Genomic DNA, 25,218 nt, shown 5'->3' with positions numbered 1-25,218 from the left:
GAGCAGGAACGCCTTCGATGCACACAGACTCATCACCCGATGTTTGGCTGTCTTCTGCCAGACGCTGCCCCTCGCCTAATTTTAATGAGCGACCTGCGGGCGCGGACATCTCATTGTTAGTCATTCACAATATTAGTTTGCCGCCGGGACAATTTGGTGGGGACGCCGTGGAGCAATTGTTCTGTAATGCCCTCGATTGCTCTGCGCATCCCTATTATCAGAAGCTCAAAGGTTTACGGGTTTCGTCCCATCTGTACATACGAAGGTCGGGCGAGTTAGTGCAATTTGTACCGCTCAACCTACGGGCGTGGCACGCGGGTGAGTCGTCCTTTGAGGGCCGGCCAAATTGTAATGATTATGCGATCGGTATTGAGCTGGAGGGTACCGATGAAACCCCCTATAGTCAGTCACAATACGATGTTTTGGCGGTTGTGACGAAGGAGCTCTTACGGAGGTACCCCATGCTTATGCCTGAGCGTATCGTGGGCCATTCTGATATCGCGCCAGAGCGAAAAACTGACCCTGGGCAAGCCTTTGACTGGGCTTACTACACATCCTTATTGGGGGCATAGCAATGGGTTTTCTCAGTCTTTTGTGTGTGTTGCTGTTGGTGCAGCTGTGGGGCTCGGGTGGGCCGCTGCAGCAGGACGGCTTATTTGTAAGTGGAACCAAACGTGTGGCCAATTGGGGCGGGGCGTTGGTGCAACTGCTGTTACTGGTGTTTTTGCCCGTAGTTATCCTGTTTGGCGTGTGCCTAGTGTTGCAGTACCAATTGTCATCGCACTTGCTATTGGTGATTAATATCCCTGTGTTGCTGTACGCGCTCGGGCGTGGTCGGCTCGATGCTCTGGTGCAGAATTACCGCGATGCTTGGCAGGATCAAGACAAGGCCGCCGCCTGCGAAGCGGTGGACGCGTTGCGTTTGGATGGTGAGGCCTCCTGTCAAACCGATGGTCGCTGGGAGGGCGTGCATGCTGAGGCTTTCCAAGCCGTGAGCTACCGTGGCTTTGAGCGGATGTTCGCAGTGCTTTTTTGGTTTGCAGTACTCGGTGCGCCGGGGGCGCTGTTATATCGACTGGCGGCACAGGCAGCCCGTGCGCCTGAACTCGCCAGTGAGACCCGTGGGCTGAGTCATCGCCTGCTGTGGATCTTAGAGTGGCCGGTGGCGCGCTTGTATTACCTATCGGTGGCCGTAGTGGGGGATTTTGTGGCCAGCGCCGAGCGCTGGCGAGTGCTTGGGCTCTGTATGAAAAGCCCGACGCCCATGGTAGTGGAGGCCTTTAATCGCGGCGCCTTGAGTCTGGACGGTGCGCTAATTCGCGAGGTGGCAGCCGGTGATGCCGCGGCCTTAAAAGAGATTGATCAGTTGGTCAGTTTAATGGGGCGCGCGTTGATATTGTGGGTTTGTGCTGCCGCCCTTATCGCTCTGTTAGTGGGGGGCTGATATCCGTTCGCTCGTCAGCTGCCAAGCCAATGAGGCCCGTGAGGTTAAACGGGTCGCGTTGCTCCAGCGCAAGGGATGCATCGGACGAGTTATTTAAATAGGGGCTTCTTGGGAGCCCCGTCATTATATAGTCGCCCAGAGCATTTCCAGTTTGGACAATATATTGACTGTGGTTGCGGCTCGCGCTGCGCGCTAAGGCATCGATATCTTCCCTCGGTAATCCAAAGGTTGTCTCCAGCGTGGGCAGTGCGACGTCATACATGCCCATGTACGCACAAATGGCGGCAGTTATCCCCGCCAGCTCTGTACGCCTACGCCGCATGCGTGTTTGCTGCAATTGGGTGAGCGTAACCCCGTAGGTTTCGAGCACCTGATCAATGACGGTGTTGGCGTTGCAGCGTTGCGTACAGTGTGCAGCCCCAATTGTTTCCGCAAGCGCTTGACTGGGCGCTTGTGACTTGTCTAGAAATGCACTGTAGGCGCGGGTGCGACCGTGCTGGCCAACATTTAATGCGCGCCAAACACTTTCGCTTGCTAGCCACGGTGAGATGGCCTGCGAATGCGCATAGTGAGCGTGGCTGCACCATGGGTATACGTCGGCATTGGCCACTAGGCCGAAGGTCACAGCGAGTTGGTGTACATGGAGGAGCTGAGGTAATAGTTGCTGGGCGGGCAGAGACCGATACTCACACTGGTCCAGCAAGGGGTGATCTGCCTCGCCGGTGAGGGCCTGCAACAGCGAGTTCATTAGGTTTTTCGCACTCGCCGCATCGCCTGCCACCAACAGGTGAACTTCGTGTTCAAAGAGTGCATAGGCCAAAACGGGGTATTTAAGGGCCAGTGGAGCAAGTGCTGATAAGCAGCTGCGGTAGTCCGCTGCGCCGCTAAACAGTGCATCTGAGTAGTGCAGCTGGAGGTAGGTAAGCTTTTGATTGTTATCCATTACAGGGTCTCCGCCTTAACCCTAAAAATAGCTCAGATTGCGATGATCGCAAGTGAGCCGCACCAAGCTTCTGGTATTATCGCGCCCTTCAATCCCGTGGAGCCCAAATACTATGCCTTCTTTTGATATTGTGTCTGATGTCGACAAGCAAGTACTCACTAACTGTGTAGATCAGTCTAGCCGGATTATTACTACCCGTTTCGATTTTAAAGGTGTGGACGCTAAATTCGAACGCCAAGATTATGTGGTTACCTTGGTGGCCGAGGCGGAGTTTCAGGTACAGCAAATGCTCGACATTTTTCAGGGCGCGCTACACAAAGCTGGGGTCGATATTGCCTGTCTGGAGGTGGGCGCCCCCACCATGAGCGGCAAGTTGACGCGTATGCCGGTGACCGTGCGCACTGGGCTTGAAACTGAGTTGGCGAAAAAGATCGTCAAAATGATCAAGGATAAGAAGCTGAAAGTGCAGGCGCAAATACAAGGAGATCAAGTGCGCGTAACCGGCAAAAAGCGAGACGATTTACAATCGGTCATTGCGATGCTGCGCACGGCAGATATCGAAATGCCTCTGCAATACGATAATTTCCGCGACTAAAATAGTGGCGCATTAAGGTTGCCAGCGAAACAGCTTTGCGGAGCAGGCCAGTAGTACCGCCGACATAACCAGTAGTGCCACTATGTGATCGCTGACCTGCCAGAGGTTAGCGCCGTCCACCATGATCGCCCGCGCCGCCTTAACCATGTGGGTGAGCGGGCTAAAATTGGACACCTGAATTAGCCAATTGGGGGCACCATCGAGCGAAAACCAAACTTCGGAGACCATTAATAGCGGGAAGCTTATAAAGTTGAGCAAGCCATTGGCGAACTCTTCGCTGGTGATGCGGGCGGCCACCACTAGACCCAAGGCGAGCATACTTAGATTGCCTACGATGGCCACGATCAGTAAATCCACATAGCTGCCGAGCATCATAAAATCTAAAAAGGCGTCGCAAGCGAGATAGACGATGCTGCTCACCAGTAACATGATCACCATGCGCGAGATCAATTGGGCGCCTAAAAATTCTAGGGGTCGGGTGGGGGTGGCCTGCAGGCGTTTGAGTACGCCGTTTTTACGATACCGGACGATGACATAGCCGATGCCCCACAGCCCGGAAAACATCAGATTCATGCCGAGTATTCCCGGCACTACCCAGTCCACATAGCGCACCGCTCGACCAGCGACTTCATTGCGGGTTAACGGTTGTGTGAGCAGCGCTTCAAGTACTTTGCCTTTTTGGCTATTGGGATTAATCCAATAATTCGGCGGTGCTACCAGCATGTCGAGCTGGTGGTGGGCCACGCGCAATTGCCCGTATTTAGTGTCGTCAATGGCAATGGATTGCACCAAGTCGGGATCGAAAAAGCGCTCGGGTGCGGTGTCAATGAGCCCCACTTTAAACATCGGTTGGCCGCCAGCACTGAAGGCGAGCGCCACTAGGCCAATAATGAGTGGCGGCATGATAAAGGACCACACGAGCGAACTTCTATCGCGGTAGTACTCTTTATTGCGTGCGATGAACAGTGTGAGTAATCGTTTCATAGGTTTACTCGCGCAGGCTGTGCCCGGTCAACTTTAAAAATAAATCGTCCAGTGTGGGCGGGCGAATTTGTAGGCTGGTTAGACACACATCGGCAGCCATCAGGTCAGCGAGGGTTTGCTGTACGTCATTTGACGCCAGTTGCCATTGGTCGCGCACGCGCTCGGCTTGAAATCGCGTGGCCAGATCAGAGTTCAAAGCACCGGCTTGCAAGCACACAAAGACTTCATCAAAGTGCTGGTTGAGCAGTGCATCGGGCGTGCCCTGCGCAATGATTTTCCCGCGATCCATGATGACTAATTGATCACAAAGGTGCTGGGCCTCATCCATGTAGTGCGTGGTCAGTACAATGGTTTTGCCCTGTGCCTTAATGGTTCCAACCAACTCCCAAAAATTGTGTCGTGACTGAGGATCGAGTCCAGTGGTGGGTTCGTCGAGAAACACCAGTTCTGGGTCGTTAATTAACGCCAGCGCTAGGAGTAATCGCTGGCGTTGACCACCAGACAATTTTGCAGCATCGCGGGTTAGAAATTCGCCAAGCTGGCATTGCGCCACCAGTGCATCGATGGGTTGAGGCTGAGGGTATAAGCCGGCAAACAGTGCCAAGACTTCATCTACTGTCAAATAATCCATCAGTGCGGTGGACTGAAACTGAATGCCAATTTCCCGTTTAAAGGTCTCATCACGCGGCTTGCCGCGATAGGTAATCACACCGCTAGACGGATTGACGATGCCCTCGATCATTTCGATGGTGGTTGTTTTGCCCGCGCCATTCGGTCCCAGCAGGCCAAAGCATTGCCCGGCTGGAATGCTAAAACTGATGCCATCTACGGCGGTGTGGGCTCCGTAGCTTTTGCGCAGTTCGTGTACTTGCAGAAGATTTGTCACGCTGTCCCGTCCCGTGCGCTGTTTAGCGCTGCAGTATAACAACTGGCAGGTGGCTGTGTGATTCTGTTACCGTGCAGCCAGCGCTAATGGGGGAACTATGGACTGGAATTACTACCGCAAAGCCATTTTCAATCGACGCATGATGGTATGTGTCTGTACGGGCTTCGCCTCGGGCATGCCTTTGTACATCTTGATTCAGTTGGTACCTGCTTGGCTGCGCTCTGAGGGAGTGGGGCTGGCGGAAATTGGTCTCTTTGCGTTAATTGGATTTCCCTACACGTGGAAATTTATGTGGGCGCCGCTACTGGACCGCTACGCGCTGCCATTTCTTGGGCGCCGTCGAGGTTGGATGTTGGTCACACAACTTTGCCTGTTGGTATCGATTGGTGCGCTGGGGTTTATTGATCCCATTGCGTCCTTGGGGTGGGTAGCGGCCCTGAGTGCAGCGGTGGCATTTTTTAGTGCCACGCAAGACATTGTGCTAGACGCCTACCGGAGGGAGATTCTGCCCGATGCGGAGTTAGGGTTGGGCTTGTCTATCAATGTGCAGGCCTATCGCCTGTCGAGTTTAATCCCGGGATCGCTGGCGCTGATTCTGGCCGATCAACTGCCCTGGGGGCCGGTGTTTGGCATCGTAGCGGCATTTATGGGTGTAGCTATTTTATCGACCTTTTGGTTTCAGGAGGCTCCCACGAACAACGCGGTGGCGCGCTCTTTTACCGACTCCGTTCTGGCGCCCTTCAAAGAATTCCGGCAACGCATGGGTTGGCGGGGCGGTTTGCTGTTGTTGCTGTTTATGTTGCTCTACAAATTGGGCGACAACATGGCCACCGCACTGTCGACGCCGTTTTATATTGATATGGGCTACAGCCTGTCCGACATTGGGTTGGTGGCGAAAAATGCGGCTTTGTGGCCCGCCATTATTGGTGGACTATTCGGCGGACTGCTGATGTTGCGCTGGGGAATTAATCGCGCACTCTGGATATTTGGCGTGGTGCAAATGCTAACCATACTGGGTTTTGCTTGGTTGGCGTTGCAGGCACCTAACCTCTGGTATTTGGCGTTGGTAATTGGTGCAGAGTATTTGGGCGTGGGTTTGGGAACCGCCGCCTTTACTGCGTTTATGGCCCGAGAATCGAGTCCGTTATTTGCTGGCACGCAGTTGGCATTGTTTACTGCTTTGGCGTCCTTGCCGCGCACTTTTGTGAATGCGAGTACGGGCTGGCTGGTAGAGCAGTTGGGTTGGTACCCGTTCTTTTTAGTGTGCGCGCTGGTGGCATTGCCGGGCATGGCGCTGTTGGTCAAGGTAGCGCCGTGGCGCGCACCTATGGTTGCCAGCCAAACACCTTCAAGTTAACGCGTGCGCCTGCGAACACCACACCCTCAGCCTCCAGTAAGCCCTTTTGTTGGTTGAATGCGTCGCTCCCAGCGGGAAAAGCCGGTTTACCGCTGGCGGTGACGACGCGGTGCCAAGGTAGATGTGAGCCCGGTGGCAAGCGCCGCAGTATCGCGCCTACCATGCGGGCTCGACCCGCGTGTCCGGCCATGGCAGCGAGCCCACCGTAGGAGGTCACGCGGCCTGCGGGAATGGCGTGCAGAAGGGTGTAGACCCTGATGGTAAAGTCATCTGTTTTCATTTTGATACGTATATCGTCTAAAATTCGCCGCACTAAAGATATTTAAAGAGAAAAGGAAATAGGTATGAAGTGGTTGGTCCCCGTGCTGATGCTGATAGTGACGCAGTCGGCTGCAGCTGGCAAATTGACACTCAAAAATGGCGACAGCTTGGCCGGCGAGATTAAAGGGATGGACGCCGAAAACGTGGTCTGGGTATCCGATGCTTTGGGTGAAATGATCATCGCTAAGTCTAACGTTGATAACATAGAAAGCAGCGTACTGGTGAAAATCGACGGTCATGAGGAGGCCTGTGCCATTGTCGGCATGGATGGACCAAAAGTTAATTTCAGCTGTGCCGGCGGTAAGACCGGCGACGTACCGTTGCTGACCATCAATAAAGTGGAGCCCTATGAGGCGTTTTTGCTGGGATCTTCTACCTATACAGGCAAAATTAGCCTGACAGGGTTCCAAGATCGGGGTAATAAAGTCGAAGATACTTGGGTGCTGGATGCCTTCAACGAATACCGTCGAGGCGATTACCGGCACGGCAGTAAAATTCAATTTGATTCCAAATATAAAAAACCTGAACCCAAGCAGGAGCGCGCGCTTCTGGAATACCAGTTTGATTGGTTTTTTGCGGAGCGTTGGTTCTGGAGTAATACCCTGGGCTATGGTTTCGACGATGCCAAAGCCATTGAGACTAAGTACCGTGTCGGTAGCGGGTTGGGTTATCAGTTTTGGGAAAACGATATCACGGCATTATCTCTACGTGGCGGCATCAGCTACGTAGATGAACAATTTGAGACCCCGGCAATTGTGACTCCGGATTTTGAAGCGCGCGATAAGCGCATGGCGTGGACTGCTGGATTGAATTACCGACACAAATTTGGTTTTGGGGCAGAGTTTTTCCACAGTTCCAATTACGTGGTCTCAAATGAAGACAACGCCAATTGGCAGTTGGACGCCGACACAGGCATTGCCATGCCATTGGTGGGCGGTATCTTTGGCGAACTGAAGCACGAGTATGATTTCAACAATCAGCCGCAACCTGGCAAAGATAAGTTGGATACGCGTATCACTGTGGGGGTGGGGTACCAGTGGTAATTTTTGCCGCCGCATAAAAAAAGCCCGGTAACAGCCGGGCTTTTTTTATGCGGATTAAACGGCGTATTAAATACGCAAGCCTGCATCCACTTCAATGGTACGCCCTGAGAGGTAATCGTTTTCAAGAATAAACTGTGCTGTTTGAGCAATATGGTCGGGCTGCCCCATACGACCTAGGGGCACGGCCATGCGAATTAAATCCAGCGCCTCGGGCTTCATGCTTTGGGTCATTTCTGTTTCTACAAAGCCGGGGGCGATGGCCATAGCGCGAATTTTGTAGCGCGCCAGCTCTTTTGCCCAGGTCACAGTTAACGCCTCGACACCGGCCTTGGCGGCCGCGTAATTGCTTTGCCCCACATTGCCGGCGCGCGAAATGCTGGCCAAATTGATGATTGCGGCATCGTCATTGGCTTGCAGCGCCATGATCGACGCCGCCTCTCTGCCACACAAAAAGACGCCGGTCAGATTGACGTCAATCACCTGCTGCCACTGATCAAGCGCCATGCGTTTGTCAATTTTTCCGTCCTTGACCTTCAGCAGCATGCCATCACGGGTGATGCCGGCATTATTGATCAGTCCGTCTAGGCGATCGAAGGATTGCGCGATAGTGGCAAAGGTGTCGATCACGTCTTGCTCGCGGGCCACGTTGCAGGTGAGTGCGAGGGCTTTTGGACTGCCGGCGGATTGACAGGCGCTTGCCACCTCCTGCAGCGCGTCTGCGTTGACATCAAGCAGGGCAAGATTGGCGCCCTGTTGGGCTAGGCGCAGGGCGATGCTTTTGCCAATGCCCTGACTGGCACCGGTAATCACAAGGTTAGATGCTGATAATTTCATGGGTTCCTCTGGTGTGACCAGGCAAATGTATTTCTGGGCTCAAAAGTCTACCATGGGGCTAGCCAAGCGCCGCAAGCTTGAAAAAAGCAAAGTTGACGCCATTAAAGGGGTAAAAAGGAGGCCTCATGCCATTGCTATTGATATTCATACTGCTCCCCATGCTCGAATTGTGGCTCATGATCAAAGCGGGGGGCGTTATTGGCGCACTGCCGACCGTATTGCTTGTAATTGCCACTGCCGTGCTGGGGTTGGCTTTGCTCAGGCACCAAGGTCTCAGTGCATTGATGCGCGCCCAGGCGCGTATGCAGGCCGGGGAATTACCTGCTGAAGAACTCGTGCAGGGGGTCTTTTTAGCTCTGGGTGGCATGCTGTTACTGGTGCCGGGTTTCTTTACCGACGCGATCGGATTTTTGTGCCTGACACCGGGCCTCCGCCAAATCTTGGTTGCGGCGCTCTTGCGCCGGGTTCAGGTGCGCAGTTTTCACACCGGTGCCGGTAGGCCCGATCCCGATGTCATCGAGGGCGAATACCGTCGCGATCGCTAATTTTTTTACGATAGGGTGTTGAAATCCAGTTTCAGGCCCCCATTTACCCCTCACGAAATAAAACCGTTTGTTGGTTGCAGCCCTTGAAAATGTGTTGAAAGGCACTATTTGAGAGGTCGGGCCGGCAGGCCAGCATTAATCATTGTTTAGCAACGCTAAATTTGGAGACAAAATCCATGAAAATCCGTCCATTGAATGACCGTGTAGTGGTTCGCCGCAACGAAGAGGAAGCCAAATCTGCAGGTGGCATCCTGTTGGCTGGCGCCGCTAAAGAAAAACCCAATCAGGGTGAAGTGGTTGCTGTAGGCACCGGTAAGGTTTTGGACAATGGTGATGTGCGCGCACCTTCAGTCAAGGTGGGCGACAAGGTTGTGTTTGGTCGCTACGCCGACAGCAACACCCTGAAGGTGGATGGCGAAGAGCTGATCATCATGAGCGAAAGCGAAATTTACGGTGTGATGGAAGACTAAGTTTTTCTGTCACCGACCTGTAATCACTAATTTTTGAGGAATTTAACATGGCTGCAAAAGACGTAAAATTTGGCAATGACGCCCGTCAAAAAATGCTTCAGGGCGTGAACATTCTGGCTGATGCCGTAAAAACCACGCTGGGTCCAAAGGGCCGCAACGTTGTGCTAGAGCGATCTTTCGGCGCGCCTACCGTCACTAAAGATGGTGTGTCCGTGGCAAAAGACATCAACTTGGAAGACAAGTTTGAAAACATGGGTGCGCAAATGGTGAAAGAAGTGGCTTCCAAAGCCTCTGACGACGCCGGTGATGGCACCACCACTGCTACCGTTTTGGCACAGGCTATCGTCAACGAAGGCTTGAAGGCCGTTGCTGCGGGCATGAACCCCATGGATCTGAAGCGCGGTATCGACAAAGCCGTAATCGCCGCCGTTGAACACGTAAAATCCATCGCTCAGCCTTGCACCGACAGCAAAGCTATCGCCCAGGTGGGTACCATTTCTGCCAACTCTGACGACTCCATCGGCGGCATCATTGCCGAAGCCATGGAAAAAGTCGGCAAAGAAGGTGTGATCACCGTTGAAGAAGGCAACAGCTTGGAAAACGAGCTGGACATCGTAGAAGGTATGCAGTTCGACCGCGGTTACCTGTCGCCCTACTTCATTAACAACCAAGACAACATGATCGCCGAGCACGAGAGCCCCTTCTTGTTATTGGTTGACAAGAAAATCTCCAACATTCGCGAGTTGTTGCCCGTATTGGAAGCCGTTGCAAAAGCCGGCAAGCCTCTGATCATTGTTGCCGAAGACGTTGAAGGCGAAGCGCTGGCCACACTGGTTGTGAACAACATGCGCGGTATCGTTAAGGTAGCCGCTTGTAAGGCGCCAGGTTTTGGCGACCGTCGCAAAGCTATGCTGCAAGACATCGCCATCCTGACTGGCGCCACCGTGATTTCTGAGGAAGTCGGTCTGGAGCTGGAAAGCACTACACTTGAGCACTTGGGCAGCGCTAAGCGCGTGACCTTGAGCAAAGAAAATACCATCATCGTTGACGGTGCCGGCAATGCAGACGACATCAAAGCGCGCGTTCAGCAGATCCGCGTTCAAATCGAAGACACCAGCTCCGACTACGACCGTGAAAAGCTGCAAGAGCGCGTAGCCAAGTTGGCTGGCGGTGTTGCTGTAATCAAGGTTGGTGCGGCCACCGAAGTTGAAATGAAAGAGAAAAAGGCGCGCGTTGAAGATGCCCTGCACGCTACCCGTGCTGCGGTTGAAGAAGGCGTTGTGCCTGGCGGCGGTACTGCACTGCTGCGCGCTGTTGAAGCGATCAAAGATTTGGTGGGCGACAACGACGAGCAAACAGCGGGTATCAATTTGGCCCGTCGCGCAATGGAAGCACCGCTGCGCCAGATCGTTGCCAATGCCGGTGAAGAGTCATCAGTCGTGGCTGACAAAGTGAAAGCCGGTTCTGGTAACTTCGGTTACAACGCGGCCAATGGCACCTACGGCGACATGCTGGAAATGGGTATTCTCGACCCTGCGAAAGTCACCCGTACTGCGCTGCAGGCCGCTGGCTCAATCGCTGGTTTGATGATTACCACCGAAGCCATGGTTGCGGACAAGCCCGAAGATAAGGCTGCACCTGCAATGCCAGACATGGGCGGCATGGGTGGCATGGGCGGCATGATGTAATTTGCCAACCGCATAAAAAAACCCGCCTGTTGGCGGGTTTTTTTATGGCTAGCGTTTGAGCGTAGATGGTTGGCGGTAAAGCATCAGGTTGAACTCTACCCACCGCACCAATGTCCAAAGGGGCATTCGCAATATTGCCGCCCGAGGATTAAAGACGCGTATGGTGAGCGACAGGTACGTTATTGCTCGGCGCAAGCTAGCGGCGGGTTTATCCTTGGCTGAGGTGCGCCGCTACCATCGGGAACGCCTAGTGACTGAGACCAAACTTGCCCGCAGTGATTGGGTTTGGCTCTTAGTAATGATCTCCGTTGGTGGTTGCTTTTGGTTGGGAATCACGGTGACGGCTCCGCAACCTGTGTCGACGACAAACACACTGCGCGTGACGCTCCTCAGCGCCGTGCGGGACAATTCGACGAGCGCGACAGCGACATCCGTTGAGACGCCCGAGGATTCGCAGGTAAGCTCGTTACCCAGCGTGGACGATTCCCCGCCCACATCCATACCCCAAGCCGTCACCACACCACCACGCAGTCTGCGGCAAAGCCGCGATCGAATTCTGTCGGAGTGGCAGGCCAGCGAAGCAACGGAACCGCAAAACCGCAGAGTGTTTAATCCACAGTTTGCGGAAAAGCTACGGAACGCGCCGCCCCCGAAAGCCCCGGTTGAGCCCATTGAACTGTCGCCGGATGCCTTTGGGCGGCAGGCGGTGGTGCTGGGTGATAAATGCTTTCGTGTGAGCAAATTGGATGATCAGGCTATGCGCGGTATGGCCACCTGGGAGCCCGTAAGTTGCCATCCGGGGCGCCGGCCCGCCAATGAAATTCGACTTGGAAAATTGCGGTCTAATTAACATTGGCGGGGTTTGCATGTTGCCTCTAGGGCCAGCACAATAGTGACACTTTTTCTTAGGCCATGTTGCTCTTATGCCGATCAATAGACTTGTATTCGTGGCGATGCTGAGCGCCTTGATCTCGGCGCCGCTATTGGCACAAACCGAGGTGGATGAAACGGTGCAGCCGTCCGAACTAGAGGGGCAGGCAGTTGCATCACCATCGGACGCACCGGCTCATCGGCGGGATGGTGCCCCCTTGGATTCGACAGCCGGAGGCTTCAACTCAACTCCCGAGACGCTCTTAGAAAGTTCGTCGGGCACCGAATCAATCCAATCGGAAACGCACCGCGATGCCGCCCCCACAGCCGCCAATATCGATCTGCGTGATGTCGTGGACTCGCCGGTGGCAGACGAGTTGTTTGCCCCAGCGGCGGGCGATGCAGTGCAGGAGCAGGAAGCACTGGCTGGGGCGGTGAGATTGAGCGCGGTAGAAGAAACCCGAGTGCCCAATCGTGTGCGCCAATTACTGGGCGTCGATGTGCCGCCGGGCACCACGACCCGTTTGGATTGGACGCCCTCTAAGTCCTTTAGTGGCATGGCCGTAGATACGCCCGTGCTCGTGGTCAACGGCGCTTGGGATGGCCCCACTTTGTGCTTAACTGCCGCCATTCATGGCGACGAATTAAACGGCATCGAAATGGTTCGCCGAGTGCTGTACGACCTTGCGCCAGAAAAATTACACGGCATGGTGGTGGGCGTGCCGATCGTCAATTTGTTGGGCTTTTCCCGAAATTCTCGCTACCTGCCTGATCGCCGCGACCTGAATCGCTATTTTCCGGGTAATCCCCGCGGCAGCGTAGCCTCGCGTTTGGCGCATGCATTTTTTCAGGATGTGATTCAAAAATGCGATGCCTTGGTGGATTTACACACGGGCTCTTTTTACCGCACGAACATCACCCAGTTGCGCGCCGACATGCGCAACCCCAAGGTGGCGGAGTTTGCGAGTTTATTTGGTGATATCCCCGTATTAAATACCGGCGGTAATGGGAGCTCCCTCCGCGCGGCCACGGTGCGCGCGGGTATTCCGGCGGTAACGCTGGAGGCGGGCGAGCCCATGCGCATGCAAGTGAGGGTGGTTGAGGAAGGGGTCAAGGCTATCAACACTTTGTTGGAAAAAAATGGCATGTACCCGAGCTTCAGTCTATGGGCTAAGCCGTCGCCTGCGTATTACCGCTCAGCCTGGGTGCGTGCGAATGCCTCAGGCATTTTATTTAGCAAGGTCAAACTGGGTGGGCGCGTCAAGAAAGGCGATGTCCTTGGTGAAGTCATCAATCCGGTTACCAACGAAAAAAAACTCATAGAGTCGACCTATGAGGGGCGCGTGCTAGGCATGGCGCTCGATCAATTCGTCTTGCCAGGCTTTGCTGCTTATCACATCGGTATCCTCGAGCCCCGAGCCGCGGCCGCGGCCGCTTCCACCGGTGACGAGGAAGCTGATACCGATGATGATGGCCAACTTGAAAGTGAAAATAAGCCCACCGTTCTTGAAGAGCCAAAACCACTGTCACCTGAGGAAGAAGGTTTTGATGATTAAAAAGTGTGCCTTGGCCATGGGTCTCGTGGCTGGGTTGAGCATTTCGATGGCTGCCACTGCTGAATCGCCTGAGCAGTGGTATGCCGACGGGCAAGCCACATTGAAAGCGGCGCTCGCAATGCAACCCAATACTCGTCGCGCAAAGAATGTCATTTTATTCGTGGGCGATGGCATGGGCATTTCCACCGTGACCGCGACGCGCATTTTTGACGGTCAAAGCCGTGGCGAAACCGGTGAGGAAAATCGCCTCGCCTGGGAGCAACTGCCTTATGTTGCGCTATCAAAGACCTACAACACCAATCTGCAAACGCCAGATTCTGCGGGCACTATGAGCGCCATGATGACCGGCGTGAAAACTGATTATGGTGTCATTTCTGTCAATCAGCATGTGCAAAAAGGCAATTGCAACAGCAGCAAAGGCAACGCTGTGGTTACGTTGCTAGAGCAAGCTGAAGACGCGGGTTTGGCCACAGGTATCGTCAGCACTGCGCGCATTACCCATGCCACGCCGGCGGCCACCTATGCCCATGCGGCCAGTCGCGATTGGGAAAGTGATGCGGATCTACCTGCAGCCGCTAAAGCCCAAGGTTGTAAAGACATAGCCAGCCAGTTGATGGATTTTTCACACGGTGATGGGGTCGATGTGGTGCTCGGTGGCGGGCGGCGCAATTTTTTACCCGTACAAAGCGTGGACCCAGAGTACCCCGATCAAACCGGAGTGCGCACCGATGGTCGTGACTTAATCGCGCAGTGGTTGCGCACGAAAGGCAGCGCCTTTGTGTGGAGTGGCGAACAACTTTCCGACCTGGTGTCACAGGGCAAAACCAGTAAGATTCTAGGCTTGTTTAGTCCCTCGCATATGGCCTTTGATGCGGATCGAATGAGTGAACCCCATGTCGAACCGTCACTCGGCGACATGACTGAGGCCGCCATCGGTGTGCTGCAGCAACGTGGCGCAGGCTACTTCTTAATGGTGGAGGCGGGGCGCATTGATCTTGCTCATCACGCGGGCAATGCAGCACGCGCGCTGGCGGAAGGTCAGGCTTTAAACGAAGCGGTTGCGCGTGCGCTAGCGATGGTCGATTTAAACGAAACGCTGGTTATTGTTACCGCCGATCACAGTCATGTATTTACCATCGGGGGCAATCACGCAGTGCGGGGTAATCCAGTGCTGGGATTTGTCTATGAGCCGAACGCCGACGGCCGCCCACGAACTGAGCCAACCCTAGCAAAGGACGGTAGACCCTACACTGTATTGGGTTACAACAATGGTAAAGGTTTTGCTGCTCGGAAAGGCTTGGCGGAGCGTTGGGCCCAGGCGCCCACGGCTGGACGCCATGTCACCGTTAAGACGGATACCACGCAATTGAATTACCACCAAGAAAGTCTTGTGCCACTGGATTATGAAACTCACGCGGCCGAAGATGTGGCCATCTATGCCGGCGGTCCTTGGGCGCATTTGTTTCACCAAACCCACGAACAAAATTATATCTATCACGTCATGCGCCACGCGCTTGGGCTTGATTCCCAGGCGGTCAACAAGCGTTAAGATTTCTTATCGGTGCTGCGAAAGGCGTCCGAAAGAGCGGCCTTTTCGTCGGCGCTGATGTGGGTATCTACGCGCACATCGGTGATGCCGTGCACCACACAATTGCGTCCTGCAGCCTTGGCTTGGTACACCAACTTGTCTGTGCGGGCGATAAATTGTTCGGCGGAATCTGAATCTGAGTGCCGGTAGGTATCGATTCCGATGCTTGCAGTAATGTGCAGCGGCCCTGTCTCCAGCGCCACTGGGCTTTGTGCGAGTTTTTCGCGCAATCGCTCGGCCACAAAGCGCCCAGTGAACAGATCGGTGCCGGGCAAAATGACAACGAATTCTTCGCCGCCGTAGCGGCAGGCCACGTCCAGCCGGCGCAAATTTTCCTGCAGTAATTTTGCTAAGTGAACCAGCGCAAGATTGCCCGCCTCGTGTCCATACTGGTCATTGACCCGCTTGAATAAATCTAGATCAATGAACATCAGACTCGTGGGGTTAAACGATCGCTGCGTGCGCTCCATTTCCTGCGCCAATGCGTCGCGGAAGTGGCGTTGATTAAACAGTTTTGTGAGGCCGTCGGTGCGCGCTAGCTCCCGCAGCTGCCGCAATTCGATGATCAGCGGGCAGTCGTCATCGCCAGCGGGACAGGAGGGTTTGGGGCACTGGCTGGTGTCCGGCGACGTTTTCATGCGGTAGCTTGGCATCCGATGCATTGAAGATTTGGGTATAAGTGTAGGCTTATAAGCCCCCTTGTGTGAATAGCCTTATTTTCCACTGGTGTCGGCTTTGCCGGAGAGTTTGGCGAGTGCAGGCGTCGCTATGACAGGGCGCAATGGCGCTCTATTGGGCCGAACGGGTAGCCTGTGGACAGATAGATCCATCCTCAAGGCGCTTGGTCCCACTCCTTGAAGACTGTGCGTTAATGCCCAAATAGATTTTCTTTTGATAGCTACATACAGGTTTCGTGACGCAGAGAGATGGCCGCCTGCGGTGTCAATGATTGTGCGAAATCACGCTCAACAGGGGCGTTCGATATCGATTCATCCCAACACTAATCGGCCGGTATCAGGGCCGAATGAGTCCCTGCCCCCACTCTACTGATAACCATTGGTTTCTAGCCCAAGCTGTCTTTAGCTCGTTAGGTAATTAATCGTCGATTTTTCACGTGTCGCTAGTGTCGTGCACGTAATTTTTTTACGCTGTTTTTAAATCAATGTGTCATTAAGCATGCTTACCTGTCTAACCTGCCGTTCCTAAAGGGGCCTTAATGGGACTCATTCGTATTTGATATTCGCAATAGTTATTATGAGGCTAAAAGTGTGCGATTCCTATTCTGTTTTGTTATTAAAACTGCGCTACAGTGTTTCTGCCCACGCAAATTGGATTGGGCGGCGACAGTGGCAGTCGAATTCCCTAATTGAGCACAGACTCGCGGAGCGTTAACAGATGACAAATTCACGCATTTTCCCAACCCTTGGTGTTTGTTCGACCTTGGCCATTTTGGCCGCTTGCGGTGGCGGTGGTTCCTCTGCCCCTGAAGCTATTGTTGAAACTGTGGTGCCGAACCCTGAGCCCACCCAAACCGTCCAGACAACTGAATCCTTGGTGCTACCGGAAACCTTGCAGGTAGTGAGCGCCAATGGCAGTGGCCCGGCCACATTCCGTCAAATTTCCAGCAAAGGTGTCATGGCTGGCGTGCAAACCTTAGCGAGTGACGCCGGTACCGATTACACCTTGGCACCGCAAAAAATTCACACGTGGGTTGAGGCCCTAGAACCCGTAGAAATGGTAAACAGCATTCTGTGCTTTGCGGGCAAATTGAAAGCCAACGAATTCGTCAACGAAGGTGCCTATTTGGCGCTGGTGGATGAGGGGCAGTGTTTTAACGAAGAGGGTGGTGAAACGCAGCTGGGCGAAAATGGTCAGGCGCAAAGTAGTGATTCAGGTAAAACATTTATCAATGCTGTGGTAAACGCTACCCGTGAAGACGACACCTCGCCATTAATTGTTGAGGCGTGGATTAAGGACGTAGCCGGTGATGGGCCAGAAGGCGCCATGTCCGTCAAGATGCGTGCAGTTATCACCGAGGGTGCGAGCGATGATAGCCCCTTTGGCAAGTTTTCGTTTAGCTGGAAAATGGTTGATACCTTGGTGGGGTCTGCCAATGAATTCGGCGGTGGCGAAATTTTAACAGTGGATGCGCTCGACGGTTTTACAGGCTTTACGCTCTATGAAGAAAATAGCATGGGCGAGGGCGAATTTGCGTTTTCGAGCGAGCAGATGGCCAGCGTGGTTATGCGCAATGACATGAGTGATGGTGTTGCATTAACGGGCTACAGCGAAGCCAGTTCATTTTTTACCGGCGGCAATACCTTTGCGTTGTCTTTTGACGAATCAAACGTCTTGGTGCAAACGGCGGAAGACTTCGACAGTCTGCCCTACAAGTCTGGCGAAAACAGTGCGGGCGAGTGCTTAAGTCGAGAAAATTTTGATGAAAATGTTTGGCGTTATGATTTATTTGATGCTGACTCTGGCGACCGTGTAACCATTAATTCTGGCTTCCCAATCCGTTACGACTCCGATGATGATGGCACGTTCGATCGCCACGGTTATGTGGGTTACCACGGCGTGTGGGTTGATGGCGGTGAAGGGCTGGCCAGCGGCACTGTTGTGCAGCGCGAAACATTTGGTGATAGCAATAGTGCGGCGCAGCAATACACAGTGCAATCTGCGCCGGGTCGCTTGGTGCAGTTCCAAATGGAAAGTTTAGCCTTGGCTGATGCGCGCGGCACTGACTTAATGTACTGGGATGATTCCGCTAATTCAGCGGGTTACGACCAATGGGTTGTGCGCTACTTGACGGTGGCCGAAGATAGTGCCGACACTGATGGCTTTTACAAAGTTGCGGGTATGACCTTCGGTGGGCAGGACGATACCGGTGTAGCTTCTTCAGGCCCGACCCGAGAAGAGCTGAATACTCCGGTCGCGTTGACTGCAGTGAATGACTGGGATGTGTTTAATTTCTGGTCCAATCAGCTGGGCGGTCAGGTGCGTTACAAGGCTGGTGCGACCACCTTAAAGTTCTACAAAGAAACCGTTTTAACGGGCGCAGAGGCGGACGTTTTTGGCGATGGCGACCTCTCACTGGTGTGCTTATTTGATTGCCCTAAAGGCGAAATTACTGACAGTCTCCTAGGCGACTGGGGCGCAGAGAATAGCCCGCTATTCAATCCGGATACCATGGGCGCTGCGCCAAGCTACAGCTTTTCTACGGCGGGTGATAACAGTATGACCTTGGTCCGTACATCCAATAGTGAAGCTGTGGTATTTGCCGATACCGTGACAAAGGAATCCCTGCAATCCGCTAACTTGCCCTGGGCGTGGGGCCTGCGCTCCGGTGCCATGGTGCTGCCTGCAGATGCCGCGCTGTTGACCAATGTTTGGGATATTCATGACTCGGAATTAGTGACCACCTACTACCAGTGGGAAACCGGCTTCGATCAATGGCAGCGTCAAACCAGCTTGGTTGACAATAGCACCGGAGAATTGGTGGGCTTCGATCGCCCCATCAACTTTAGCTATCGCCACACCGATGCCAACGATCGCAGCGGCGATGCTGGCTCACGCGACGGTCAAACGTTCCAGATTCATTATGGCGGCAAGGGTGATTTCGGTGGCATTCCGCATCAACAAAATGGCGATCGTTGGAATCCCGCCTTCAGTATTGCCGATGGCGTGAGCATGGGTGGCGACAATCAATATGTCATAAAGGCGCGCGACATCGAGCGCCAGATGGCAGAGGACGCCAACGGTTGCGGTGATTTGGTGGCCAACGATCCCGCCGCGCCACTGCCTTCGGAAGTGACCCTGGTCAATGAAATGGGTGATATGCCAACAGTAGACGGCGCGCCTGCAGTCATCGACGGCGAGGTGCAGTAATGTGAATGTGATGAAGAAAACCCTTCGATGACTTCCTCTCGGTTTTAATGCAGTTGTCATCATTAGCCCGGCTTTGCCGGGCTTTTTTTATGGGGACATGTGGCTAGCCGAACTGACCCGATTGGTAGTCTTCAAAGGCGCGCATCAATTGCTCGCGGGTATTCATTACAAAGGGGCCATGTCGCGCAATGGGTTCGTTTAACACATCGGCACCAAATACCAGCGCCTTGGCATTGCCTGTCATAGTTAGCGAAGATTCTTCGGACAGTACTGCCAATTGTTGCGCTCGCGCGGTTTGCTCGCCAATAGTCAGTGCGCCTTCGTAGACATACAGCAAGGTGCGAGGTGGCAGCGTCAGGTTCAGTTCGCCATCGAGATGCACATCGAGCAGTGTTGGCCGTGTGACTATGTCAGTTACCGGTCCAGTGTGATTGTGCACTGTGCCTGCCATAACGCGCACCTGTGCGCCGGGAAAATTAACTACGGGTATTTCTGCGGCTTTGATGTCTTGGTAGCGAGGCGACATCATCTTGTGCTCCGCCGGTAAATTGACCCACAGTTGAAAGCCCCACAATCGCCCTTCGGATTGCTCCGGCATTTCAGAGTGCACGATGCCACTGCCCGCCGTCATCCATTGCACGCCGCCTGATTCAATCACACCCTCGTTGCCGCGGCTGTCGCGGTGGCGCATTTTGCCATCGAGCATGATGGTCACCGTTTCAAATCCCCGGTGCGGGTGTGATGGAAACCCCGCTAAATAGTCACTGGCCTCGTCGGCGCGAATTTCATCGAGCATCAAAAACGGGTTCAGCTCCGGCAACAGGTGAGTGCCTAACGAGCGAAATAATTTGACCCCCGCTCCGTCCTGCGTGGGTTGTGCTTGGATGATCTTGACAATGCTTTTCATGGTGCCTCCCTAGATGGCGATGGCTATGCGGCTGCAATGACCGAGCGCGCCGAGGCCAGCACGTCGTCGCGCTGTGCCGAGGCCAGCGTTTCGGCGTAAATGAAGTTTACGTTTTTCAGCCCGATGAATCCCAAAAACTGCGCGACAAAGGGCGCCTGATGATCGTGTGGCGTGTCGGCATAGGCACCGCCGCGCGTGGCTAACACCGTGACCGGTTTATCGGCGAGCAAGCCCTTAGGCCCCTGATCGGTGTAGCGAAACGTGCGGCCTGCGCGCGCTAGGTGATCCATCCACGCCTTCACCTGTGACGGCACGCCAAAGTTGTACATGGGCAAGCCGATTACGATGGCGTCAGCGCGTTCAATCTCGGCAATCAGTTCATCGGAAAGCGCTTGAATGGGTGCCTGAGTCGCGTTGGGTTCCGACGCGTTAATGGCAGCAAAGCGCTCGCCGTCGAGGTGGGGAATGGGATCGGCGGCAAGGTTCCGTTCGATCACGTGGCTGGGTCGATGTTCGGCTATCCAATGATCAATTAATTTGTTCGAGCTGGATTGATCCCCTAAAATACTGGTTCTGATGACAAGTAGCTGCATATTTGACGACATTTTTTGGCTCCAATTTCACACTGAACGATGATGTGGTGACTATAAAACCGGAGAATACGTTTAAAAAGCGGTATATTTTGAGCTCATTAATCAAAAAAATTGAATGGTGGTGAACTTGCTGACCTTAGAGGCCCTACACGTATTGGATGCCATCGACCGCAAGGGCAGCTTTGCGGCGGCGGCGCTAGAGCTGCATAAGGTGCCTTCGGCGCTGTCGTACACGGTTAAGCAGTTGGAGGACTATTTGCAGCTACAACTTTTCGATCGCTCTGGCCAGCGCGCGGTCATGACCGAAGCCGGCCGGCAGGTGCTAAAACGGGCCCGCCGTCTACTCGACGGTGCCGAGCAGCTCACAGTTGAGGCCCGCCAATTGGCCACCGGCTGGGAGCCGCGGCTGCGACTCGTGGTTGAGTCCATTCTGCCCATGGCGCCCTTGTGGCCAGCGATCGCACGCTTTGCAGAGCTGCAACCCAACGTCGAAATAGATGTTCGCGAAGAGGCGTTGAGCGGCAGTTGGGAAGCCTTGGCAGATCAGCGAGCCGACCTGTTGATTGGCGTCTCAGAGCATCCGCCCACGGATCTCAAGGTGCAGCAATCGCCCTTGGGCTCTTTGGCCTTCCGCTTGGTGTGTGCGCCAACGCACCCGCTGGTGAACCGGCGCCGTAAATCGCTCGCGCAATCGGACCTAGCCTGCCATGCGCAAATAGTCTTGCGCGATTCGGCCCGGCGGCTGGCGCCGCGCTCGGTGGGGCTGTATGAGGTGCGACGTCAAATACTGGTGGACCACTACTACGCTAAAGAGCAGGCAATTGTGGCGGGCTTGGGTTTTGGCTTTTTGCCACAGGGGCGCGTACAGGCCTTGATTGAGCAGGGTGCGCTCGTCGCGCTAGATGCGATCAAGCCCAGCTATCAGGTGCCGCTCTATCTCGCCTGGGATGAGGCACGCAGTGGGCGTGGTGTGCAATGGTTTTGTGAGGTTATTCAGGCCGACGGGCTATTTGCGCAATACCTGGAATCCGACAAGGTCGCCCGATAGCTGTTGCCGTGGGCGCCCTTGCGTGGATTGGTGCGCCAAACATTGCGCCTACTGAGTTATTGGCAGATTATTGATAACACATCCATTGGGCGAGATTGCACACATGCGTTGGTTAAATCACACTTACTGTGCCCTAGACGCGCACGGGCAAACCATTGAATACCGTGATGGAAAGCGTTGGGCCTGGGCTTGGTCGGTCATTAATCCGCTGTTTTGTTGGATCGGAATCGGCCTTTATATGCTCACCGATCTAGAGGTTTTGTTGTGGTATCCGTTGTTGCAGGGCTATGTGATTTTTCCGCTGTTGGATTGGTGGATTGGTGAAGATACCAATAATCCGCCGGAAGCGGTGGTGCCACAATTGGAGCAAGATCGCTATTATCGCTGGCTCACTTACTGGGTGGTGCCGGTGCACTATCTCGCGTTTATCGGGGCGGCTTGGTGGCTGGCAACTCACGAGGTGAGTGTTTGGGGCTATTTGGCGGTGAGTATGTCGGTTGGGCTCGCAGCCGGCTTGGGTATAAATACCGGGCACGAGTTGGGGCATAAAACCCGCAGCCTGGATCGATGGCTGGCAAAGTGTGTGTTGGCTGTGCCGTTCTACGGACACTTTTGGATTGAACACAATCGCGGTCACCATCGTCACGTGTCGACGCCAGAGGATGTGGCGTCCTCGCGCATGGGGGAGAGCATCTACCGCTTTGCTCTGCGCGAAATGCCGGGTGCCCTAGTGCGGGGCTGGCAATTGGAAGCGCAGCGATTGGCGAAGCAGGGGCGCGCTCCGTGGAGTATTCACAATGAAATTTTACACTCCTATGCAATATCAATCGTGCTGCAGGGTGGCATCCTGGTGTGGTTGGGTTGGCAGATGCTTCCCTTTTTATTGATCCACAATGTGCTGGCTTGGTGGCAGCTCACCAGTGCGAATTATATTGAGCACTATGGCTTGCTGCGCGCGAAGCGTGACAACGGGCGATACGAGCCCTGTGCGCCGCACCACTCGTGGAATTCGAACCATAAGCTCACCAATCAAATACTGTTTCATCTGCAGCGCCATAGCGACCACCACGCCAACATGGCGCGCGCTTATCAGTCGCTGCGCGATTTTCCCGATTTGCCGCGTTTGCCCAATGGGTACTATGGGATGTTTTTAGTTGCATATTTTCCGCAGCTTTGGTTCAAAGTGATGGACCCTCGATTGTTGTCTCTCGGCCACATTCAAGGTGATTTGTCGAAGGTCAACATAGATCCCGCCAGCCGCGCGGCATTGTTGCAGCGTTACGGCAGTGCGCCTGTTGGATCCTAATGGAGAAATAGATGTTTGGTTACATGGGTAAATGGATACTTAAAAGTCTGGTGATGAGTGTCTTAATGTTGAGTGTGAGCAGCTATTTGTTGTACTTGCGCACAGGCCATACGCCCTGGTCGCTGCTGGGCATAAATAGCTGGTCTGATGCCACCACTCGCGTTGCACCCGATCTCAGCGTTGATCAAATGGCGGCAACCGTGGCGCGAACCTTGCAATCGGCCAAGCAAGCCACCTTATCGGCTACTGATTCTGCCGCCGATATATTGCCTGACGCCATGACGGTGGATTCCAGTGGCGCCACACACGTGTATCGCTGGGTTGACGCACAGGGTGTGACGCATTTTGGCGAGGCGCCGCCTGCGGGGGTTGATGCGGAGGCTATCGCATTGGAACCCAACCGAAATGTTATTGGCGGCATCCAGTCTGAAAATGAAAAAGACAACGCTAATAACGATCCGGTAACGAGCACTCAAGAAATGGTGGATCGGATAAATCGCGAGCGCAATGCAGCGCTGTCTGGGGCAGGAGAGTGATCGGCAACAACTCCAGTGCGAGTTGCCGCCGATCCTTCAAGTTGGGCGATTAGGTGTTTGCGCGTTTACGAGCGAAGCCTAGACCAATTAAACCAAGTGATAGCAGTAGCATAGGCGCTGGCTCTGGCACATCGGTTGGCGTATCAGAGAAAGAGCCGGCTTGAATAAATATCCCGGAATCCCAAGCAAAGTCGGTGCCGTCAGCGATTGCGAATTTCATCGTGTGTAAACCTGCGGAAAGACCCTTCATAGAAACACTGAGCGATTTGGTAAAGCCATCGTACTGAATGTTGTGCGTGCCAGCGGCATTGTCGTTGAAGTAGGCTGCATTGCTGGTGTTATTCACATTGTTGATGGTGACGGGAGTGGTGTCCGGTAAAAGCGCGATATTTGTGCCATTTACAAAAAGTCCAAACACATCGTTGTAGGTTGATCCCACATACTCGTTGTATTCTTCAGAGGCAAAAATAAAGTTAAAAAAGATATCTCCGCCGCTGCCGCCGTCGAATTCAAAGTCGAACGATAAGCTAGTGGCATCGTTAGTCGTAACACCAGACAGGCTATCTAAATCGCTGTCTCCGGCCATGCTGTTATTGACGCTGTAATTGCTTACATTATTGGGCCCCACTGCGCCTGCCGCAGAGCCTGTCGTAAGTAGTACCCCTGTATCAAATCCAAGGCCAGAACTCAGCCCATCTGTAAATAATCCCGACGCGCCGGATGCACCAATGTAATTTACATTGCTAATGGTAATCCCACTGCCGGCAATATTATTGGCAAGCAGATTTGCGTCGCTTTCAGGGGTGACGACCAATGCTTGCGCAGCATTTCCGCATAAAAGTGCGCAGGCGGTAAGAGCTGAATAGATGAGATTCCTTTTCATCGTATGTTCCTTTGTTGCTGTTTATAGAGTTTTTCATAGCCTCTACTGAGGCGCTTCCAAAATCAGCAATGGATGTGCCATTTGCCGTGTTTTTTGATGGGTTTAATGCCTTAGTTCAAATGGGCTTGAGGCAGCGTTTGCTTGCTGAACAAAAGTGTGAACCGTATGATGGACGACCGCCTAAACACCCAGAGTTAACACGATGTTTGCAGCTAAAAAGCCCTTTGGCTTGATGGATAATTCTTTTCAAAGCGCTGGTAAGTACGAGGGTATCAAGCAACTTGTCGATTATTTTTACGATGCCATGGCCGAGCAGTCCGTGGCGCAAAAAATCCACGCCATGCACACGGACGCGGACCTGGTGCGGCGCGATAAGCTCACACGATTTTTGTGTGGTTGGCTGGGCGGCCCTCGACTGTTTGCCGAGTCCTATGGGCCCATCAACATCCCTAAAGTGCATGCGCATTTAAATGTGACGGAATCGGAGCGCGACGCCTGGTTGTTTTGTATGCAAAAGGCCCTAGAGCGGATGCCCTACGATGAAGAATTTAAGGTGTATTTGCTCGACCAGCTGAAAGTCCCCGCTGAACGCATTCGGCAGATGTCTCAGGTGGCACGCGAGCAGCGCAGCCACACAGCAGATTAGGGATTTCTACTAAAAACGAAAAGCTAGCTAGTACTATTGTTTGATATTTCTGGCGGCTATGTGACCCGTGAGTCGCATGAAGAAACAGTTCTGGACGCCCCACCTACCGCTGGCTAGGCTGCAATCAACCTTTGTCGAGGGATGGCTGTGTGTCGGCCTGCTGGGGTAGCTGCGTGCAGTGCTGCGCACTACTGTTCGATGTGTAGGTTTTCACGGTCTGGCATGCCTTGTTTGATATTGTCCGCTTCGGCTAGTGCTTAGCTTGCGCGGTCTAGTCTTCCCGCTGT

General features: G+C 53.9%; 25 protein-coding genes. 16 read left to right on the top strand and 9 right to left on the bottom strand.

Annotated features, from left to right (window positions below; translation table 11 throughout):
* The first annotated feature begins 17 nt into the window (after positions 1 to 17).
* Both ampD and ampE read left to right on the top strand, forming a co-directional pair.
* Complete coding sequence (gene ampD / locus FHS30_RS11215) at positions 18 to 572, top strand: 1,6-anhydro-N-acetylmuramyl-L-alanine amidase AmpD (RefSeq protein WP_183910570.1); 555 nt, start codon at positions 18 to 20, stop codon at positions 570 to 572.
* A gap of 2 nt (positions 573 to 574) precedes the next feature.
* Positions 575 to 1,444 (top strand): regulatory signaling modulator protein AmpE, encoded by an 870-nt coding sequence (gene ampE, locus FHS30_RS11210; RefSeq protein ID WP_183910569.1) that lies wholly within the window; start codon positions 575 to 577, stop codon positions 1,442 to 1,444.
* On the opposite strand, the gene FHS30_RS11205 is transcribed toward ampE, so the two are convergent.
* Positions 1,419 to 2,387 (bottom strand): hypothetical protein, encoded by a 969-nt coding sequence (locus FHS30_RS11205; protein WP_183910568.1) that lies wholly within the window; start codon positions 2,385 to 2,387, stop codon positions 1,419 to 1,421. The genes ampE and FHS30_RS11205 overlap by 26 nt on opposite strands.
* Positions 2,388 to 2,499: 112 nt before the next feature.
* On the opposite strand from FHS30_RS11205, the gene FHS30_RS11200 reads away from it, so the two are divergent.
* Positions 2,500 to 2,982 carry a YajQ family cyclic di-GMP-binding protein gene (locus tag FHS30_RS11200; protein ID WP_183910567.1) on the top strand — a complete coding sequence of 161 codons (483 nt, stop codon included), beginning with the start codon at positions 2,500 to 2,502 and terminating at the stop codon, positions 2,980 to 2,982.
* A 12-nt stretch (positions 2,983 to 2,994) separates the two neighbouring features.
* Here the strand turns inward: FHS30_RS11200 and FHS30_RS11195 are convergent, their stop codons facing one another.
* Positions 2,995 to 3,966: an ABC transporter permease gene (locus FHS30_RS11195; protein WP_183910566.1), complete on the bottom strand. Its 972-nt coding sequence runs from the start codon at positions 3,964 to 3,966 to the stop codon at positions 2,995 to 2,997.
* 4 nt (positions 3,967 to 3,970) lie between these two features.
* On the bottom strand, positions 3,971 to 4,852 hold the full coding sequence (locus tag FHS30_RS11190) for an ATP-binding cassette domain-containing protein (protein WP_183910565.1): 882 nt from the start codon (positions 4,850 to 4,852) through the stop codon (positions 3,971 to 3,973).
* Positions 4,853 to 4,949: 97 nt separating this feature from the next.
* Here FHS30_RS11190 and FHS30_RS11185 point away from each other — a divergent pair, with 97 nt between their 5' ends.
* Positions 4,950 to 6,209: an AmpG family muropeptide MFS transporter gene (locus FHS30_RS11185; protein WP_246341288.1), complete on the top strand. Its 1,260-nt coding sequence runs from the start codon at positions 4,950 to 4,952 to the stop codon at positions 6,207 to 6,209.
* On the opposite strand, the gene FHS30_RS11180 is transcribed toward FHS30_RS11185, so the two are convergent.
* The gene (locus tag FHS30_RS11180) at positions 6,178 to 6,489 is read right to left on the bottom strand and encodes an MGMT family protein (protein WP_183910564.1); all 312 of its coding nucleotides are present in this window, start codon (positions 6,487 to 6,489) and stop codon (positions 6,178 to 6,180) included. The two genes, FHS30_RS11185 and FHS30_RS11180, sit on opposite strands and share 32 nt — an antisense overlap.
* Positions 6,490 to 6,553: 64 nt before the next feature.
* On the opposite strand from FHS30_RS11180, the gene FHS30_RS11175 reads away from it, so the two are divergent.
* Entirely contained in the window at positions 6,554 to 7,573 is a 1,020-nt protein-coding gene (locus FHS30_RS11175) for a DUF481 domain-containing protein (protein WP_183910563.1), read from the top strand.
* Between the two features lie 66 nt (positions 7,574 to 7,639).
* Here the strand turns inward: FHS30_RS11175 and FHS30_RS11170 are convergent, their stop codons facing one another.
* Positions 7,640 to 8,407, bottom strand: a complete 768-nt coding sequence (locus FHS30_RS11170) for an SDR family oxidoreductase (RefSeq protein WP_183910562.1) — start codon at positions 8,405 to 8,407, stop codon at positions 7,640 to 7,642.
* Between the two features lie 125 nt (positions 8,408 to 8,532).
* Here FHS30_RS11170 and FHS30_RS11165 point away from each other — a divergent pair, with 125 nt between their 5' ends.
* The 6 genes from FHS30_RS11165 (at position 8,533) to FHS30_RS11140 (ending at position 15,085) form a co-directional block, all read left to right on the top strand.
* Positions 8,533 to 8,952, top strand: coding sequence for an FxsA family protein (locus tag FHS30_RS11165; protein ID WP_183910561.1), 420 nt, complete (start codon positions 8,533 to 8,535; stop codon positions 8,950 to 8,952).
* Between the two features lie 176 nt (positions 8,953 to 9,128).
* A complete protein-coding gene (locus FHS30_RS11160; protein WP_183910560.1) occupies positions 9,129 to 9,422 on the top strand; it encodes a co-chaperone GroES in 294 nt (97 codons plus the stop codon).
* Between the two features lie 47 nt (positions 9,423 to 9,469).
* Entirely contained in the window at positions 9,470 to 11,110 is a 1,641-nt protein-coding gene (groL, locus tag FHS30_RS11155) for a chaperonin GroEL (RefSeq protein WP_183910559.1), read from the top strand.
* Between the two features lie 163 nt (positions 11,111 to 11,273).
* Positions 11,274 to 11,960 (top strand): hypothetical protein, encoded by a 687-nt coding sequence (locus FHS30_RS11150; protein ID WP_183910558.1) that lies wholly within the window; start codon positions 11,274 to 11,276, stop codon positions 11,958 to 11,960.
* Between the two features lie 73 nt (positions 11,961 to 12,033).
* Positions 12,034 to 13,536 carry a succinylglutamate desuccinylase/aspartoacylase family protein gene (locus FHS30_RS11145; protein WP_183910557.1) on the top strand — a complete coding sequence of 501 codons (1,503 nt, stop codon included), beginning with the start codon at positions 12,034 to 12,036 and terminating at the stop codon, positions 13,534 to 13,536.
* Positions 13,529 to 15,085 (top strand): alkaline phosphatase family protein, encoded by a 1,557-nt coding sequence (locus FHS30_RS11140; RefSeq protein ID WP_183910556.1) that lies wholly within the window; start codon positions 13,529 to 13,531, stop codon positions 15,083 to 15,085. Before FHS30_RS11145 ends, FHS30_RS11140 begins: the two co-directional genes overlap by 8 nt.
* Here the strand turns inward: FHS30_RS11140 and FHS30_RS11135 are convergent.
* Positions 15,082 to 15,762, bottom strand: coding sequence for a GGDEF domain-containing protein (locus FHS30_RS11135; RefSeq protein WP_183910555.1), 681 nt, complete (start codon positions 15,760 to 15,762; stop codon positions 15,082 to 15,084). The two genes, FHS30_RS11140 and FHS30_RS11135, sit on opposite strands and share 4 nt — an antisense overlap.
* Positions 15,763 to 16,519: 757 nt before the next feature.
* Between FHS30_RS11135 and FHS30_RS11130 the strand changes: the two genes are divergently transcribed.
* On the top strand, positions 16,520 to 19,012 hold the full coding sequence (locus tag FHS30_RS11130) for a hypothetical protein (RefSeq protein ID WP_183910554.1): 2,493 nt from the start codon (positions 16,520 to 16,522) through the stop codon (positions 19,010 to 19,012).
* 103 nt (positions 19,013 to 19,115) lie between these two features.
* Here the strand turns inward: FHS30_RS11130 and FHS30_RS11125 are convergent, their stop codons facing one another.
* The gene (locus FHS30_RS11125; protein ID WP_183910553.1) at positions 19,116 to 19,919 is read right to left on the bottom strand and encodes a pirin family protein; all 804 of its coding nucleotides are present in this window, start codon (positions 19,917 to 19,919) and stop codon (positions 19,116 to 19,118) included.
* Positions 19,920 to 19,942: 23 nt separating this feature from the next.
* On the bottom strand, positions 19,943 to 20,524 hold the full coding sequence (locus FHS30_RS11120; protein ID WP_246341287.1) for an FMN-dependent NADH-azoreductase: 582 nt from the start codon (positions 20,522 to 20,524) through the stop codon (positions 19,943 to 19,945).
* A gap of 109 nt (positions 20,525 to 20,633) precedes the next feature.
* Here FHS30_RS11120 and FHS30_RS11115 point away from each other — a divergent pair, with 109 nt between their 5' ends.
* The 3 genes from FHS30_RS11115 to FHS30_RS11105 all read left to right on the top strand — a co-directional run bounded on the left by FHS30_RS11115 (position 20,634) and on the right by FHS30_RS11105 (position 23,402).
* Positions 20,634 to 21,560, top strand: a complete 927-nt coding sequence (locus FHS30_RS11115; RefSeq protein ID WP_183910552.1) for a LysR substrate-binding domain-containing protein — start codon at positions 20,634 to 20,636, stop codon at positions 21,558 to 21,560.
* 103 nt (positions 21,561 to 21,663) lie between these two features.
* Positions 21,664 to 22,866 carry an alkane 1-monooxygenase gene (locus FHS30_RS11110; RefSeq protein ID WP_183910551.1) on the top strand — a complete coding sequence of 401 codons (1,203 nt, stop codon included), beginning with the start codon at positions 21,664 to 21,666 and terminating at the stop codon, positions 22,864 to 22,866.
* 11 nt (positions 22,867 to 22,877) lie between these two features.
* Positions 22,878 to 23,402, top strand: coding sequence for a DUF4124 domain-containing protein (locus FHS30_RS11105; protein WP_183910550.1), 525 nt, complete (start codon positions 22,878 to 22,880; stop codon positions 23,400 to 23,402).
* A 49-nt stretch (positions 23,403 to 23,451) separates the two neighbouring features.
* Here the strand turns inward: FHS30_RS11105 and FHS30_RS11100 are convergent, their stop codons facing one another.
* The gene (locus FHS30_RS11100; RefSeq protein WP_183910549.1) at positions 23,452 to 24,285 is read right to left on the bottom strand and encodes a choice-of-anchor L family PEP-CTERM protein; all 834 of its coding nucleotides are present in this window, start codon (positions 24,283 to 24,285) and stop codon (positions 23,452 to 23,454) included.
* Between the two features lie 202 nt (positions 24,286 to 24,487).
* Here FHS30_RS11100 and FHS30_RS11095 point away from each other — a divergent pair, with 202 nt between their 5' ends.
* Positions 24,488 to 24,931: a group II truncated hemoglobin gene (locus tag FHS30_RS11095; RefSeq protein ID WP_183910548.1), complete on the top strand. Its 444-nt coding sequence runs from the start codon at positions 24,488 to 24,490 to the stop codon at positions 24,929 to 24,931.
* The last annotated feature ends 287 nt before the right edge of the window (positions 24,932 to 25,218 follow it).

The sequence above is a fragment of the Simiduia aestuariiviva genome (assembly GCF_014192475.1).
In the GTDB taxonomy this organism is placed as follows: Bacteria; Pseudomonadota; Gammaproteobacteria; order Pseudomonadales; family Cellvibrionaceae; genus Simiduia; species Simiduia aestuariiviva.
This window is presented reverse-complemented; position numbering and strand designations above follow the sequence as displayed.

Excerpts from the sequence above, each read along its gene's own strand:
- ampD (WP_183910570.1), top strand. The coding sequence starts at position 18 with ATGCACACAGACTCATCACCCGATGTTTGGCTGTCTTCTGCCAGACGC.
- ampE (WP_183910569.1), top strand. The coding sequence starts at position 575 with ATGGGTTTTCTCAGTCTTTTGTGTGTGTTGCTGTTGGTGCAGCTGTGG.
- FHS30_RS11205 (WP_183910568.1), bottom strand. The coding sequence starts at position 2,387 with ATGGATAACAATCAAAAGCTTACCTACCTCCAGCTGCACTACTCAGAT.
- FHS30_RS11200 (WP_183910567.1), top strand. The coding sequence starts at position 2,500 with ATGCCTTCTTTTGATATTGTGTCTGATGTCGACAAGCAAGTACTCACT.
- FHS30_RS11195 (WP_183910566.1), bottom strand. The coding sequence starts at position 3,966 with ATGAAACGATTACTCACACTGTTCATCGCACGCAATAAAGAGTACTAC.
- FHS30_RS11185 (WP_246341288.1), top strand. The coding sequence starts at position 4,950 with ATGGACTGGAATTACTACCGCAAAGCCATTTTCAATCGACGCATGATG.
- FHS30_RS11180 (WP_183910564.1), bottom strand. The coding sequence starts at position 6,489 with ATGAAAACAGATGACTTTACCATCAGGGTCTACACCCTTCTGCACGCC.
- FHS30_RS11175 (WP_183910563.1), top strand. The coding sequence starts at position 6,554 with ATGAAGTGGTTGGTCCCCGTGCTGATGCTGATAGTGACGCAGTCGGCT.
- FHS30_RS11170 (WP_183910562.1), bottom strand. The coding sequence starts at position 8,407 with ATGAAATTATCAGCATCTAACCTTGTGATTACCGGTGCCAGTCAGGGC.
- FHS30_RS11165 (WP_183910561.1), top strand. The coding sequence starts at position 8,533 with ATGCCATTGCTATTGATATTCATACTGCTCCCCATGCTCGAATTGTGG.
- FHS30_RS11160 (WP_183910560.1), top strand. The coding sequence starts at position 9,129 with ATGAAAATCCGTCCATTGAATGACCGTGTAGTGGTTCGCCGCAACGAA.
- groL (WP_183910559.1), top strand. The coding sequence starts at position 9,470 with ATGGCTGCAAAAGACGTAAAATTTGGCAATGACGCCCGTCAAAAAATG.
- FHS30_RS11145 (WP_183910557.1), top strand. The coding sequence starts at position 12,034 with ATGCCGATCAATAGACTTGTATTCGTGGCGATGCTGAGCGCCTTGATC.
- FHS30_RS11140 (WP_183910556.1), top strand. The coding sequence starts at position 13,529 with ATGATTAAAAAGTGTGCCTTGGCCATGGGTCTCGTGGCTGGGTTGAGC.
- FHS30_RS11135 (WP_183910555.1), bottom strand. The coding sequence starts at position 15,762 with ATGAAAACGTCGCCGGACACCAGCCAGTGCCCCAAACCCTCCTGTCCC.
- FHS30_RS11130 (WP_183910554.1), top strand. The coding sequence starts at position 16,520 with ATGACAAATTCACGCATTTTCCCAACCCTTGGTGTTTGTTCGACCTTG.
- FHS30_RS11125 (WP_183910553.1), bottom strand. The coding sequence starts at position 19,919 with ATGAAAAGCATTGTCAAGATCATCCAAGCACAACCCACGCAGGACGGA.
- FHS30_RS11120 (WP_246341287.1), bottom strand. The coding sequence starts at position 20,524 with ATGTCGTCAAATATGCAGCTACTTGTCATCAGAACCAGTATTTTAGGG.
- FHS30_RS11110 (WP_183910551.1), top strand. The coding sequence starts at position 21,664 with ATGCGTTGGTTAAATCACACTTACTGTGCCCTAGACGCGCACGGGCAA.
- FHS30_RS11105 (WP_183910550.1), top strand. The coding sequence starts at position 22,878 with ATGTTTGGTTACATGGGTAAATGGATACTTAAAAGTCTGGTGATGAGT.
- FHS30_RS11100 (WP_183910549.1), bottom strand. The coding sequence starts at position 24,285 with ATGAAAAGGAATCTCATCTATTCAGCTCTTACCGCCTGCGCACTTTTA.
- FHS30_RS11095 (WP_183910548.1), top strand. The coding sequence starts at position 24,488 with ATGTTTGCAGCTAAAAAGCCCTTTGGCTTGATGGATAATTCTTTTCAA.